Source organism: Streptomyces sp. NBC_00388, from assembly GCF_036061255.1.
Taxonomy (GTDB): Bacteria; Actinomycetota; Actinomycetes; order Streptomycetales; family Streptomycetaceae; genus Streptomyces.
In genome coordinates this window covers 5,160,231-5,174,778 of record NZ_CP107948.1, presented here as the reverse complement: position 1 = coordinate 5,174,778, position 14,548 = coordinate 5,160,231, and the positions used below count along the sequence as shown (strand labels likewise).

Annotated in this window: 11 protein-coding genes and 2 tRNA genes; 7 read left to right on the top strand and 6 right to left on the bottom strand. The window is 69.9% G+C overall.

Annotation, left to right across the window (positions count from 1 at the left end; genetic code table 11):
* Positions 1 to 79 precede the first annotated feature (79 nt).
* Positions 80 to 1,771 (top strand): ABC transporter family substrate-binding protein, encoded by a 1,692-nt coding sequence (locus tag OG917_RS23200; RefSeq protein WP_328319541.1) that lies wholly within the window; start codon positions 80 to 82, stop codon positions 1,769 to 1,771.
* Between the two features lie 24 nt (positions 1,772 to 1,795).
* Here OG917_RS23200 and OG917_RS23195 read toward each other — a convergent pair whose 3' ends face one another.
* Complete coding sequence (locus OG917_RS23195; RefSeq protein WP_328319540.1) at positions 1,796 to 2,392, bottom strand: TetR/AcrR family transcriptional regulator; 597 nt, start codon at positions 2,390 to 2,392, stop codon at positions 1,796 to 1,798.
* 173 nt (positions 2,393 to 2,565) lie between these two features.
* Here OG917_RS23195 and hisN point away from each other — a divergent pair, with 173 nt between their 5' ends.
* Positions 2,566 to 3,366 (top strand): histidinol-phosphatase, encoded by an 801-nt coding sequence (gene hisN, locus OG917_RS23190; RefSeq protein ID WP_328319539.1) that lies wholly within the window; start codon positions 2,566 to 2,568, stop codon positions 3,364 to 3,366.
* A 137-nt stretch (positions 3,367 to 3,503) separates the two neighbouring features.
* On the top strand, positions 3,504 to 3,908 hold the full coding sequence (locus OG917_RS23185) for a CBS domain-containing protein (protein WP_328319538.1): 405 nt from the start codon (positions 3,504 to 3,506) through the stop codon (positions 3,906 to 3,908).
* 75 nt (positions 3,909 to 3,983) lie between these two features.
* On the opposite strand, the gene OG917_RS23180 is transcribed toward OG917_RS23185, so the two are convergent.
* Entirely contained in the window at positions 3,984 to 5,453 is a 1,470-nt protein-coding gene (locus OG917_RS23180; RefSeq protein ID WP_328319537.1) for a catalase, read from the bottom strand.
* Between the two features lie 125 nt (positions 5,454 to 5,578).
* On the opposite strand from OG917_RS23180, the gene OG917_RS23175 reads away from it, so the two are divergent.
* The 4 genes from OG917_RS23175 to OG917_RS23160 all read left to right on the top strand — a co-directional run bounded on the left by OG917_RS23175 (position 5,579) and on the right by OG917_RS23160 (position 9,002).
* Entirely contained in the window at positions 5,579 to 5,995 is a 417-nt protein-coding gene (locus OG917_RS23175) for a Fur family transcriptional regulator (RefSeq protein ID WP_328319536.1), read from the top strand.
* 137 nt (positions 5,996 to 6,132) lie between these two features.
* Complete coding sequence (locus OG917_RS23170) at positions 6,133 to 6,951, top strand: ABC transporter ATP-binding protein (RefSeq protein WP_328319535.1); 819 nt, start codon at positions 6,133 to 6,135, stop codon at positions 6,949 to 6,951.
* Positions 6,948 to 7,811 carry an ABC transporter permease gene (locus OG917_RS23165; protein WP_328319534.1) on the top strand — a complete coding sequence of 288 codons (864 nt, stop codon included), beginning with the start codon at positions 6,948 to 6,950 and terminating at the stop codon, positions 7,809 to 7,811. Before OG917_RS23170 ends, OG917_RS23165 begins: the two co-directional genes overlap by 4 nt.
* A 60-nt stretch (positions 7,812 to 7,871) precedes the next feature.
* Entirely contained in the window at positions 7,872 to 9,002 is a 1,131-nt protein-coding gene (locus OG917_RS23160; RefSeq protein WP_328319533.1) for an ABC transporter substrate-binding protein, read from the top strand.
* Between the two features lie 139 nt (positions 9,003 to 9,141).
* On the opposite strand, the gene OG917_RS23155 is transcribed toward OG917_RS23160, so the two are convergent.
* The 4 genes from OG917_RS23155 to OG917_RS23140 form a co-directional block, all read right to left on the bottom strand.
* A tRNA-Met gene (locus OG917_RS23155) sits at positions 9,142 to 9,215 on the bottom strand.
* Between the two features lie 153 nt (positions 9,216 to 9,368).
* Positions 9,369 to 11,165, bottom strand: coding sequence for a tetratricopeptide repeat protein (locus OG917_RS23150; protein ID WP_328319532.1), 1,797 nt, complete (start codon positions 11,163 to 11,165; stop codon positions 9,369 to 9,371).
* Between the two features lie 229 nt (positions 11,166 to 11,394).
* Positions 11,395 to 11,468, bottom strand: a tRNA-Met gene (locus OG917_RS23145).
* 106 nt (positions 11,469 to 11,574) lie between these two features.
* Complete coding sequence (locus OG917_RS23140; protein WP_328322096.1) at positions 11,575 to 14,451, bottom strand: UPF0182 family membrane protein; 2,877 nt, start codon at positions 14,449 to 14,451, stop codon at positions 11,575 to 11,577.
* Positions 14,452 to 14,548: the final 97 nt, after the last annotated feature.

Below are 14,548 nucleotides of genomic sequence, written 5' to 3'. Positions count from 1 at the left end.
GTTGCGCAAGGAGATCGCCTTACCGTTTCGAGAGCCTGTGGCCTCGATCAGGTCACCTTGAACCGGAGGAACAACACCGATGCGCAGAACCACCGTTGTCGCCATCGCCGCAGCACTGTCGGCCACCCTGGCGGTGGCGGGCTGCAGTTCTTCCGACTCCGACAGCAAGCCGGCCAAGAAGCAGGCGGCCCCGCAGGCGGACGGGCAGAGCGTCAACACGCATCCGGTGAGCGACCTCAGGCAGGGCGGGTCGCTGCGGTTCGGGATCGACCAGTGGATCACCCAGTACAACATCAACCAGGTGGACGGCCAGCAGGGTGACGGCGCGGACCTCGCCGGTGCGATCCTGCCCGATCTCTTCGACGCCGACGCCAAGGGGATCGGCCACCCCAACCCGAACTTCCTGGTGTCGGCCAAGGTCACGTCGACCAGCCCGCAGGTGGTGACGTACACGCTGAACCCGAAGGCCAAGTGGTCCGACGGGAAGCCGCTGAGCTGGAAGGACTTCCACGCCCAGTGGAAGGCGCTGAACGGGAAGGACAAGGCGTACGAGGCGGCCGACACCACGGGCTACGACCAGATATCCAAGGTCGAGCAGGGCGCCGGCGCGCACGGGGTGAAGATCACCTTCGGTACGCCGTACGCCGACTGGCAGCGCCTCTTCGACCCGCTGTACCCGGCCGCGTACCTCGACACCCCGGCGAAGTTCAACACGGGATGGACCCAGAAGGCCCCGGTCACCGCCGCCGCGTTCAAGGTCGGCACGTACGACAAGACCGGCCAGACCGTCACCCTGGTACCCGACCCCAAGTGGTGGGGGAACAAGCCCCGGCTGGCCTCGATCGTCTACCGCGTCCTCGACCTCAGCGCCAACACCGAGGCGTACCTCAACAAGGAGGTCGACGACGCCCCGGCCATCCAGCCCGAGGACTACCAGCGGCTGGCCAAGGCCCCGGACACCGACATCCGCCGCGGCGCGCGCTGGGACGAGGTGCACATCACGCTCAACGGCGGCCGCGGACCGCTGCAGGACGTCAGGGTGCGCAACGCGCTGCAGGCGGCGACCGACCGCAAGGGCATCAACGCCAGCTTCGCCAAGGACCTCGCCTTCGACCTGAAGCCGCTGGACAACCACTTCTTCATGCCCAACCAGCAGGGATACCAGGACAACAGCAGCGAGTTCGACAAGTTCGACCCCGAGAAGGCCATGAAGCTCCTGGACGAGGCGGGCTGGAAGAGCGCGGGTGAGGGCAAGCCGCGCACCAAGGACGGCAAGAAGCTCACCCTCGACTATGTCCTGAGCGCGGGCGGCAACTCGTCCTCCACCGACCAGGCCGAGCTGGTGCAGCAGATGTACGGCGCGGTGGGCGTCCGGGTCGAGATCAAGAAGGTCCCGGCCAACGACTACTTCACCAAGTTCGTGAACACCGGCAACTTCGACCTCGCCAGCTTCCGTAACGTCGACGAGAGCTACACCAGCAAGCTCTACCCGGTCTTCCAGCAGCCGCAGGGCAAGAACCTCTTCCAGAACTTCGGCTCGATCGGCTCCCCGAAGATCGACGCGCTGATGAAGAAGGCAGGAGAAGCCACCGACCACGCCGCGGCCGTCAAGCTCTACAACGAGGCCGACGTGGAGATCTGGAAGCTCGGCCACTCGATCGAGCTGTACCAGCGCCCGCAGATCATCGCGGTCCGCAAGGGCCTGGCCAATTACGGCGCGCCCGGCCTCGCCGACATCGACTACAGCAAGGTCGGCTGGCTCAAGAAGTAGCAGGCGAAAGGCGGCCGGCGCCGCTCACGCCGCCCGCACCACCGCGTCGCGCACCAGGTGACCGAGTGTCAGGTCACCCGGTGCGACGATGTGCGAGAGCGCGAGCCGTACGGCCACCTCACAGCGGTACACGAGAGCGGCCGTGTCCTCCTCCGGCCGGCCGGCCGTCAGCACCAGCGCCGCCCTGTGCCGCACCGCCGCGATCAGCTCGGCGGGCGCGGGCGGTCCCGCGTCGGCGCGGCGCTGTGCGGGTACGTACGAACGGCCGGGCCTGGGCGCGGGGCCGGGGGCCGGCAGCCGCCCGGCCCAGCAGCCGGTCAGCAGCGCCCGGACCAGCGGATGCGAGGCGGCAGCGGTGACCGTCCACTCGGCTAAGGCCACCATCAGCTCGCACTCCGGGGCCGGCCCGGCAAGCGCGCGGTCCACCCCCTGGAGGTACCGGTCGGCCTCGCGCCGTACCAGGGCGCGGGCCAGGCCGTCCCTGGAACCGAACTCGTTGTAGAGGGTCTGGCGGGAGACCCCGGCCGCGGACGCGACATCCACCATGCGCATACCCGGCCAGTCGTGGTCGGTGAGAGCTGCGAGGGCGGAGTCGAGCAGGGATTCGCGCGCTGCGGGCATCGTCGCCTCCGGGGGCGGTACGGCTCTGCCCTCAGAGTTGACGCAGGGCGCGGGGGTGTCAATACCCGTACCCGCACACCGCCCGTCCGCACGCCCCCCCCCCAGCGCGCCCGGCAGCGCGCCCGGCAGGGCCCTGTGGCTCGATCGGGCGCCCGGTGGATACTGTGACGACCATGCCCGACTACCACGATGATCTGCGCCTCGCCCATGTCCTCGCGGACGCCGCCGACGCGGCCACCATGGACCGGTTCAAGGCCCTCGACCTGAAAGTCGAGACGAAGCCGGACATGACCCCCGTGACGGAGGCCGACAAGGGGGCCGAGGAGCTGATCCGCGGACAGCTCCAGCGCGCCAGGCCCCGCGACGCCATCCTCGGTGAGGAGTACGGCCTGTCGGGCACGGGCCCCCGCCGCTGGATCATCGACCCGATCGACGGCACCAAGAACTACGTACGCGGGGTGCCGGTCTGGGCCACGCTGATCGCCCTGACCGTGGCGGGCGACGAGGGCCACGAGCCGGTGGTCGGCGTCGTCTCGGCGCCCGCGCTGGGCCGCCGCTGGTGGGCGGCGAAGGGCGGCGGCGCCTACACCGGGCGCAGCCTGACCTCGGCCACCCGGCTGCATGTCTCCCAGGTCGCCAAGATCCCGGACGCCTCGTTCGCCTACGCCTCGCTGGGCGGCTGGGAGGCGCAGGGGCGGCTCGACGGCTTCCTGGATCTGACCAGGGACTGCTGGCGCACCCGGGGATACGGGGACTTCTGGCCGTACATGATGGTCGCCGAGGGGTCGGTGGACATCTGCGCCGAACCCGAGCTCTCCCTCTGGGACATGGCGGCCACCGCCATCGTCGTGCAGGAGGCCGGCGGGGAGTTCACCAGCCTGGACGGGGTGCGCGGTGTCGAGGGCGGTAACGCGGCGGCCTCCAACGGGCTGCTCCACCAGGATCTGCTGGGCTATCTCAACCAGCGTTACTGAACGCCGAACAGCCGCCCAGGACTTCACCCTCCCGGACCCTTGCCGGGTTCACCGGCTGATGGGACTCTGAGAGTCCCCCCACTTGTGAACTTGTGAATTCACGCGCATGCTGGATTCCCCAGGAGGTGGCACCCGCCATGTTCGTCCGCGACGCCATGAGCACGGTGGTCCTCACCATCGGCCCGGCCCACACCCTCCGACAGTCCGCCACCCTGATGTCCGCCCGCCGTGTCGGCGCGGCTGTCGTCCTCGACCCCGATACCTGCGGGGTCGGCATCATCACCGAGCGCGACATCCTCAATGCCCTCGGCGGCGGCCTCGACCCCGACCGCGAGACGGCGGGCTCCCACACCACCACCGACGTCGTCTTCGCGGCGCCCTCCTGGACCCTGGAGGAGGCAGCCGACGCCATGGCGAACGGCGGCTTCCGCCATCTGATCGTGCTGGACGACACCGGCCCGGTCGGGGTCGTGTCGGTGCGCGACATCATCCGCTGCTGGGCGCCGGAGCGGAGCGAGGACGCGGCGCTGGTTCCCTCCTGATACGAGCGGAAGGACAAGCACAGCAGGAGGGCCGGCCCCCCACGGGGAACCGGCCCTCCTCAGGCGCGGCGCGGTTCAGGCGCGCAGCGCCAGGACCGCTGCTTCCAGCCGCTTGCCGAGGTCACCGTCGGCCCGGCGGAAGTTGTCCACCGCACGCTCGGCGATGTCGTCACGCGAGACCTGCGAGATGAAGCCGGCCAGGTTGTCGACGAGCCTGCCCTTCTCGTCCTCGGTCATCCGGCGGTACAGGTTGCCGGGCTGCACGAAGTCGTCGTCCTCGGCATGGCGCGGCGCCGGATGGTTGCCCGTGACACCGCCGACCCGGGTGGACCTCCAGAGCGGCTGCTCCGTCTGGAAGGGGCCGCCGAAGCTGTTCGGCTCGTAGTTCTTGCTGCCCCGGTGACGGCCGTCGTACAGCACACCGTCCCGGTAGTTGGTGCGCGCCTCGGCGGCGTGCGGGCGGTTCACCGGCAGGTGGTCGGCGTTGATGCCGACGCGGTAGCGGTGGGCGTCGCCGTACGCGAAGAGACGGCCCTGGAGCATCTTGTCCGGCGAAGGGCCGATGCCCGGCACGAAGTTGGCCGGCGAGAAGGTGGACTGCTCGACCTCGGCGAAGATGTTCTCCGGGTTGCGGTTGAGCTCCAGCTTGCCGATCTCGATCGGCGGGTAGTCCGCGTGCGGCCAGACCTTGGTCAGGTCGAACGGGTTGAAGCGGTAGTTGTCCGCCTCGGCCACCGGCATGACCTGGATCTGCACCGTCCAGGACGGGAAGTCACCGCGCTCGATGGACTCACGCAGATCACGCTGGTGGCTGTCCGGGTCCACGCCCGAGAGGCGGTTGGCCTCGTCGGTGGTGAGATTCTTGATGCCCTGGTCGGTCTTGAAGTGGTACTTGACCCAGAAGGCTTCGCCCTCCGCGTTGTTCCACTGGTACGTGTGCGAGCCGTACCCGTTCATGTGGCGGAACGTCGCCGGGATGCCGCGGTCGCCGAAGAGCCACGTCACCTGGTGGGTCGACTCGGGGCTGAGCCCCCAGAAGTCCCAGACGTTGTCGGCCTCCTGCGAACCGGTGTACGGGTCGCGCTTCTGGGTGTGGATGAAGTCGGGGAACTTGATGGCGTCCTTGATGAAGAAGACGGGCGTGTTGTTCCCGACCAGGTCGTAGTTCCCCTCCTCCGTGTAGAACTTCAGCGCGAAGCCGCGGGGGTCGCGCACCGCGTCCGCCGAGCCGAGGTTCCCGGCGACGGTGGAGAAACGCAGGAAGGTCTCCGTCTCCTTGCCGACCTCGGAGAGGAACTTCGCCCGTGTCCACTGCGAGACGTCGCGGGTCAGCGTGAAGGTGCCGTACGCGCCGGCGCCGCGGGCGTGCACGATGCGCTCCGGAATGCGCTCACGGTTGAAGTGCGCGAGCTTCTCCAGGAGCAGCTGGTCCTGCACCAGAACCGGACCGCCGGCGCCCGCGGTCTCGCTGTTCTGGTTGTCGGCCACCGGCGCCCCGGTCTCCGTGGTGAGTGGTCCCTGTGTCACGAGCGCCTCCTGCGTCATTCCTGCCGTGTCCTGTCCCTTGTCTGTGCCGTAGCCGATCCTACAATGGACAATGTCTAAGTCAAGTGATAGTCCAAAGTCACATCCATTCGGGACTCGCCCCTTCTCCTGTTAGGCTGGACCTTATGAGTGACCTGTTGGAACGCCTGCGCGACCGCGGCTGGCGGATGACCGCCCAGCGTCGCGTCGTGGCCGAGGTCCTCGACGGGGACCACGTTCATCTGACCGCCGACGAGGTGCACGCCCGCGCCGTATCGAAGCTTCCGGAGATCTCCCGGGCGACGGTCTACAACACCCTGGGCGAGATGGTCGTCCTCGGTGAGGTGATCGAGGTCTCCACGGACCGCCGCGCCAAGCGGTACGACCCGAACGCCCACCGGCCGCACCAGCACCTGGTCTGCGCCCAGTGCGGGTCCATCCGCGACGTGCACCCCGCGGGCAACCCCCTGAGGGACCTCCCGGACACGGAGCGCTTCGGCTTCACGGTCTCCAACGTCGAGGTGACGTACCGGGGCATCTGCCCGTCCTGCGCCTCGGCCTGACCACCACCCGCACCGCACGCCGGAGCCCCGGGGCGTTCACCCCGGGGCTCCGGCGTGCGCGCACCCCTTCCGGTATCTGACGCCCCGTCATATCCTCTGCGGCGATCGCCCGTCCACCACCTCCGCCAGGAGACACCGTGGGAGACCCGCACCCGCCCCCACCCGCCCCGGGACCGGCACCCGACCGGCCCCCCAAACTCCACGCCCGGTCCCTCACCCGTACCTTCGGCCGGGGCCGCAGCGCCCTCGAAGCCCTCGGGCCGGTGGACCTGGAGATCGCGCCCGGGGAGTTCACCTGCATCGTCGGCCCCTCGGGCTGCGGCAAGTCCACCCTTCTGCGGATCGCGGCGGGGCTGCTGCGCCCCAGCGCCGGCGAGTTGTCCATCCGTACCGCGTCCGCCCGCCCCGCCGCGATGATCTTCCAGGAGTACGGCATCCACGACTGGAAGAACGTCCTGGCCAATGTCCGCTTCGGCCTCGACATCCAGCGCGTCCCGCGCAAGGAGGCGAACCGCCGGGCCGCCGACTGGCTGGCACGCATCGGGCTTGCCGACTTCGCGGACGCCTACCCCGCAGCCCTCTCCGGCGGCATGCGCCAGCGCGTCGCCATCGCCCGTGCCCTCGCCGTGGAGCCCGAGATCCTGCTGATGGACGAACCGTTCGCCGCCCTCGACGCGCAGCTGCGCACCATCCTCCAGGACGAACTGCTCGAACTCACCCAGACCACCCGCACCACGGCCCTCTTCATCACCCACAGCCTCGAAGAGGCGATCGTCCTGGGCGACCGCGTCCTGGTGATGTCGGCGCGCCCCGGCCGGATCATCGCGGAACGCCGGCCGCCGTTCCCCCGGCCCCGCACGGGCGACATGCGGTCCGCTCCCGAGTTCACCCGGCTGAAGTCCGAACTGTGGGAGCTGCTGCGCGGCGAGGTACGCGGAGAGGCGGTCCCGGCATGAGCACCGCGATCAGGGGCCCGCGGGACGGAGTGCTGGTCAGACGGCCCGGCCCGCAGGAACTGCACCCGGTCCGCACCCACCGCAGGCGCCGCGCCCTGGAGCTGGCCCTCGCCGTCGCCGTCCCGGTCGCCCTGGTGCTGCTCTGGCAGCTGGCGGCGTCCCGCTCCTGGATCGACGACCGGGTGTACCCCGCGCCCTCCACCATCCTCTCCGACGGCTGGGACCGCGCCGCCAGTGGCGCGCTCTGGCCCGACGTGCAGGCCACGCTCAGGCGGGTGATCGGCGGCTACGCGATCGGCACGGTCTCGGGGTACGTGCTCGGCCTGCTGATGGGCTCGCTCGCCCTGGTACGGGCCGCGCTCGAACCACTGCTCGACGCGCTGTACGTGGTGCCGAAGCTCGCCCTGCTGCCGGTCTTCCTCAACATGTTCGGGCTGGGTGAGGGCCCGCAGATCGCGCTGGTCGCCGCCACGGTCTTCTTCTTCGTCTGGATCTCCACGATGGCCGCGGTGCTTGCCGTCCCTTCCGGGCACCGGGACGCAGGACAGGTCTTCGGAGCCTCGCCCTGGCAGATGTTCCGGCACGTACTGCTGCCCGCCTCCCTGCCTGCGGTGCTCGTCGGGGCGCGCATCGCGGCGGGTGTGGCCGTCCTCGTCATCGTGGCGTCGGAGCAGATCGCGGCGGACGACGGCCTCGGGCATCTGATCTTCGACTCCCGCGCACTCTTCCAGAACGACGTGATGTTCGTCGGGATCGTCTGCGTCGCCGTGCTCGGGGTGCTCTTCTCCGAACTGGTGCGCATCGCCGGACGGCTGCTCACCCCGTGGGCCCCGCGCGACCGCGGCCGCAGCCAGTCCTGAACCGGCCCGCCCGCGGGCACCCCGTCCCGCAGCCCCGATGTCCGTACGTACGGAGGCTCCATGCGTATCAGCACGCTCTGCACGGCCCTGTTCGCCGCCGGTTCCCTGCTCGTCTCCGCCGGATGCGCGGCACACGACACCGCCCCCGCGCCCGGTGCGAAGCCCCGCCCGGTGCGAGCCGTCGCCGGCTGCGCCAAGGGCTGGACCGACCCCGCCGGCCTCTCCCCGCGCCGCGCGCCGGCCCGCTGCGCGAAGGGCGCGCCCGCCCCACGGCCACTGGCGAAGAAGCGCAAGCTGGTCCTGGCGACCGGCACGCTGGCAGCGGAGTACGTCGCGCCCCTCGAAGTGGCGGTGGCGAAGGGCGAGTTCAGGAAGGAGGGGCTGGACGTCCAGTTGAAGGTGCTGCCGACGCCGGACGCGCTCCCACTGCTCGCCAAGGGCGATATCGACGCCCAGTGGGCGGCGCCCGAGGCAGCCGTGATGAACGGCATCAGAGGTGGCTTCGACATCAAGTGGGTCGCGGGTAACTTCTCCCCCGGCCCGGCGTCCAGGAGCGGGCTGTGGGCACGGCTCAGGGACGGCGAGACCCCAGCGACGGTGACCATGAAGGACCGGAAGATGGGCACGATGATCGGCAAGGGGTCGGTCGTCACGTACGCGATGGAGAAGGCCCTCCGGAAGCACGGCGGCGGGCTGGACTCGATCAGCTTCCAGCAGCTCGGCTCGGCGGACGTCCTGACGGCGCTCCAGAACGGCGGCGTCGACTCCGCCTGGCTGCTCGACCCGGTCTGGCGCAAGGTCGACGGAGACCCGAAGTACACGTTCCTGGGCGGCCAGCCGCTGGGCGAACCGCTCGGCGGGCTGCTCTTCGGCCCGAACCTGCTGACCGGGGACCCGGACGCGGGCGTCGCCCTCCTGCGCGCGTACATCCGGACCGTGAACACCTACTTCGCCGGTGACTACAAGGCGGGCAAGGGCTTCACCGCCTCGCTGGCACGGCTGTTGAAGACCGACGAGTCGGTCCTGACCGCGACACCGTCGCTCCGGATGGACTGGGAGATCCGGAAGGGGACGACGGACCGGCTGCAGAAGGCGTACCGGGAGGCCGGGGTCGGCCAGGGCGATCCGGTGCCGGAGGACAAGGTGGTGGACCGCTCGCTGTACGAGGAAGCCGTGGGCCACAGGCCCTGAGTCCCGGGGGCCGGAGGCGCACTCCGCGCGGCGGCGGCCGGGTACACAGCGGACCGACGCTGTGCGGGCGGGCACAACGAGAGCCGTCCGGACATGCCGAAGGCCCGGACTCTCAAGAGTCCGGGCCTTCGGTTTTCAGTAGCGGGGACAGGATTTGAACCTGCGACCTCTGGGTTATGAGCCCAGCGAGCTACCGAGCTGCTCCACCCCGCGCCGTTGTGATTGCAACTCTACGTGGGGGCGCCCACCAGTGCAAATCCGTTCCCGCGGTCGCCCGGGGCCGCGGCTCCACCCCTGTACGGGGGCGGAGCCGCGGCCCCGGGCAGGGCTGCCCGGCCCTGGCCCCGGACCCGGCCGGCCTCCGCCTCACGCGGTGAGCTCCTGACGCAGCGCCTCGCTGAGCCGCGCCGCGCGCTCGGCGACCTCGGCGGGCCCGAGCTCCACCGCACGGTTGCACCACTTCTGGCCCTCACCCAGCTCGCCGCGGCGGATGGCGAGCAGCGCGAGGCGCAGGGCGGCCCGGCCGTGCCCGGCGTTGGCGGCCCTGGCCCACCACAGCCCGGCCTCACGCTCGTTGCCCTCGCGGGCCAGCAGCAGCCCGAGGTTGAAGGCCCCGTTGCGGCTGCCCGCCTCGGCGGCCTCGCGGTACCAACCGGCCGCCGCCTCGACGTCGTTGCGGGAGGCGGCGAGCATGCCGACCCGTACCTGGGCACGGCGGTGACCCTGCTCGGCGGCGCGCTCGTACCACTCCTCGCACTCGCTCTTCTCGGTGACGGGCTCACCGAGCACCGGCGGCCCCGGCGGCGGCATCCGGGCGTCCAGCAGGGCGCCGAGCCGGAAGGCCGCCTCGGTGCTGCCGCCGCCCGCCGCGCAGCGCAGGTGCCGCTCCGCCGTGTGCTCCTCGCCGTCCCTGAGCAGCGCGATGCCGACCTGGAGCGCGGCCTCGGTGTGTCCGGCCGCAGCCGCCCGCTCGTACCAGACGAAGGCCCCCCGGTCGTCGTCACGGCCCGCGTGCAGGATGCCCAGGTTGAAGGCCGCGTCCACGCTGCCCGCCTCTGCCGCCTTGGAGAACCACGGCTCGGCGCCGGCCGGGTCGCCGTTCTGCAGCAGCAGGACGGCGAGGGCGTTGGCCGCCTCGCGGTGCCCGGCGTAGGCAGCCCGGCGGTACCACTGCTCGGCCTGCGCCGTCCGCTCCTGGGCGGCGCAGAGCAGGGCCAGGTTGTACGCGCCGTTGACGTCACCCGCGTCCATGGCGGCCCGGTACCAGCGCTCGGCGGTCTGCTGCTCGCCGCGGGCCGCGTGCAGAGCGCCCAGGGCGTTGGCCGCGTTGCCGTCGCCGTCCTGGGCAGCGCGCAGCCACCAGACGGCGGCGCTCTCCTCGTCGCCCGCGTCGCGCAGCAGGAAGCCGAGCGCGCAGGCCGCGCGGGCCTCCCCGTCCTTGGCGGACGTCAGGTACCAGCGGCCGGCCTCCTTCAGGTCGCCGCGCTTCTCCAGGATCACGCCGAGGTGCAGCGCGGCGCGCCGGTGGCCGCGCGCGGCGGCCTGCCGGTACCACTGCTCGGCCTCGGCTGCGGGGTCCTCCCCCGACGCGGCCCGGTCCAGCGCGCGCGCCAGCCGGTACGCGGCCTCCCGGTGCCCCTGCTCCGCTGCGGCGCGCAGCCAGCGCTCCGCTCCGATGTCGCCACGGTGCTCCAGCAGGTCCGCGAGGGCGTACGCCCCCAGCGCGTGACCCGACTCGGCGGACTGGCGCAGCCAGTACTCGGCGGCGGGCTCGTCCCCGCGCTCGCGGTAGTGCCTGCCCAGCGCGTGCGCCGCGGCGGCGGAGCCGGCGACGGCGGCGATGCGCCACCAGCCCGCCGCCTCATCGGCATAGCCCCGCTGGTGCAGCAGGACACCCAGGTTGTTCGCCGCTGCCCGGTCCCCCTCGCCGGTGGCGGCGCGCAGCCAGCGCTCCGCGCCGTCGAGGTCACCGCGGCGCAGCAGCAGCGCGCCCAGCACGCTCATCGACGCGGCTTCGCCGCTCTCGGCGCCACTCCTGTGGCGTGCCTCGGTCTCGGCGTCAGCCGTTTCCTCCGCTACGACGGCGTCGTGGCCGTCATCGGCGTGCTTCTGCACAAACCGCCCTGTCTCCAACAGAGTTGCCCTGTCCCCCATAAACACCATCGTCCCACTACGTGCAACTCGCGCACACCCGGTATATCGCAGTCGACTAGGTCACTACAGCGTTTTGTCGACTTCCCGCAGCGCGGTAAGTGAAACATGAACCAGTCCCAACTTCCCGTAGGCGGCGCCTTCTTCACAGGAGTCGCACGGACGGGAAAACAGCCGGACACGTCAGCAGGCACATGAAGAAGGCCCGGATCTCTTTCGAGATCCGGGCCTTCGACTTCAGTAGCGGGGACAGGATTTGAACCTGCGACCTCTGGGTTATGAGCCCAGCGAGCTACCGAGCTGCTCCACCCCGCGCCGTTGTGTTGCAACCGTACCACGGCACGGAGGGGGTCTTTACCGCCCCGCGATCGGGCCTGATCAGGGCTTTTACCCCCTGATCAGGCCCGCGCCCGGTCATCGGTCAGCCGGTCTTGCCGCTCGGCTTGACCTTGGCCCCCGCGTCGGACGCCCGCTGGAGGGCGTCCTGCAGGTCCTTCTGCGCCTTGCCGTAGGCGGTCCAGTCCGGGGTCTTCCCGGCCAGCGCCGCCTCGCTCGCGTCGTACGCCTTCTGGGCGTCGGCGATGGCCTTCTTGACCGTGTCGTTCGCCGGGGGTCTCGTGGTGTCCCCGGTCGACGGCGGATTCTCCTGGCCGTTCACCCCGAAGACCGTGTTCAGCGCCGCGCCCAGGTTGTTCTCGAACGCCGTGGTGTCCCCGTCGGGCGAGTCGGCGTCCGCATACGAGACGGCCACCTTCTTCAACAGCGGGTAGTGCGCGTTGCGACCCTGGGCGTACACCGGCTCGACGTAGAGGAACCCGCCGTCCAGCGGCACCGTGAGGAGGTTCCCGTACTCGATGTCCGAGTCGGCGCCCTTCATGTCCCGGACGAACTTGCCCACGTCCGCGGAACCGTTGAGCTTGTTCTGCACCTGTTCGGGGCCCGGCACTTCCGAGGTGACTCTGAGGAGTCTGATCGTTCCGTAGTCCGGACTCGCGGCGTCGGCGTCCACCGCCATGAAGCCGCCCAGGTTGGGGCGCCCGCTGGGGGTGAACGTCGTGGTGAGCGAGAACTGCTGTTTGGCGCTCTTCTGGCCCGGCATCTTCAGCGACAGATAGTAGGGCGGCACGGCCCTGTTGTCCCTGGTGGTCGGGTCGTTGGGCACCTGCCAGGCGTCACTGCCGCTGTAGAACTGCTTGGGGTCCTTGACGTGGTAGAGCGCCAGCAGCTCGCGCTGCACCTTGAACATGTCCTGCGGATAGCGCAGATGGGCCTTCAGGTCGGCCGGGATGTCCGCCTTGGGCTTGACCGTGTGGGGGAAGGCCTTCATCCAGGTCTTGAGGACCGGGTCCTTGGTGTCCCACTGGTACAGCTTCACCGCACCGGTGTAGGCGTCGACCGTGGCCTTCACCGAGTTGCGGATGTAGTTGACCCGGTTCTGCTGGGCGACCACCGCCCGCTGGTTGTCGGTCAGCGAGTCGGCCGTGCTGTCACCGAGCGTCGTACGCGAGGCGTACGGATATCCGTTGGTCGTGGTGTACGCGTCGACGACCCACTGGATCTTCCCGTCCACCACCGCCGGGTAGGAGTCGCCGTCGATGGTCAGCCAGGGGGCGACCGCCTCGACGCGCTGCTTCGGCGTGCGGTTGTAAAGGATCTTCGAGCCCTTGCCGATCGCGCCCGAGTAGAGCATCTGCGGCTCGTTGAAGGCCACCGCGTACGCGGCGCGGTTCAGCGGGTTGGAGATGTCCACCCCGCTCTTGCCCGTGTAACTGGTGGTCTTCTCACCGTTGTTCTCGTAGTCGAGTTCCTTCTGCGGGCCCCCGACGATCGAGTACTGGGTCGTCTTCTCGCCGTAGTAGATCCGCTGCTGGTACGTGGCAGGGAGATCGCCCTTGGTCGGCAGGCCCGACTCGGTGAAGACCGGGGCTCCGTTGCTGTCCGTGGCCGTGCCCTTGGCCGCGATGGCTCCGAAGCCGTGGGTGTAGGTGAAGTGGTCGTTGATCCAGTTGTGCTTCTGGATGCCCGCGATGTTCAGCTCGCGCAGGCCGATCACTGTGTCCTGGCCGTTGTAGCGGTCCACGTCCAGCGTCGCGGGGAAGCCGTAGTACTTCCGCTTCTGCTCTATCTGCTGGAAGGTCGGCGAGACGATGTTCGGGTCGTTCAGCCGGTAGCTGGCCGCCGAGTCCGCGTCGTCACGCTGCTTGGTGGTGTCCTTGGTGTTGCTCTTGCCCGAGTAGTCGTCGACGTCGGTGCCGGCGATGTTGTACGCCTTGCGCGTGGCGTCGATGTTCTTCTGGATGTACGGCGCTTCCTTGGCCTGCTCGTTCGGCTCGACCGTGAACTTCTGCACGATCGCCGGGTAGAGCCCGCCGATCAGGATCGCCGAGAGCACCATCAGCCCGAAGCCGATCACCGGAAGCTGCCAGGTGCGGCGCCAGAGCGTCGCGAAGAACAGCAGGGCGCAGATGACCGCGATGCAGAAGAGGATCGTCTTCGCCGGGAGGTAGGCGTTGGCGTCCACATACCGCAGGCCCGTCCAGTTGCCCGTGGCCTTGAAGTCGCTGGACTTCACCGCGAGTCCGTACCGGTCGAGCCAGTACGCCACGGCCTTGAACGCGACGAAGATGCCGAGCAGCACCGACAGATGACCGGTGGCCGCCGAGGTGGCACGCGCGCCGGGACTCGTGACGCGCAACCCGCCGTACAGGTAGTGCACCAGCGCGGCTGCGATCAGCGAGAGCACCGCGGCGGCGAAGCCGAAGCCCAGCAGGAAGCGGTACCAGGGCAGATCGAAGGCGTAGAACGACACGTCCAGCTTGAACTGCGGGTCCTTCTGGCCGAAGGGCACGCCGTTCACGAACATCAGCCAGGTACGCCACTGCCCGGAGGCGGAGGCACCCGCGATCAGGCCGATGACCGCCGTCACCCCGAGCAGCAGCCACTTCTTGTACGGGGCGATGCCCATCCGGTAGCGGTCGAGATTCTGCTGCTCCAGCGACATCGCGCTCAGCGGCGGCCGGAGCCGGTGCGCCAGCCAGATGTTCAGCCCGACGGCGGCCGCCATCAGCACGCCGAAGACGAGGAAGAGCCCGATCTTCGTCCACAGGGTGGTGGTGAAGACGGATGAGTAGTGGACGGAGCGGTACCAGAGCCAGTCGGTCCAGAACCCGGCGAACATGACGAACGCCATGGCCAGAACGACCAGGGCCCCCAGTGTCATCAGCAGGGTCCGGGCGCGGCGGGACGGCCGTCCCACTCTGATCCGTGGCCCGGTCGGGCCTCCGCCGCGGTCCGGCATCTGGAAAGCCAACGTGCGCACCTCGAAGTTTGCGGTCGTGTGGAGCAGGCCCCGCGATCGTAGAGCCCACTCATGCAACTTACTGAGGCTTTACCCA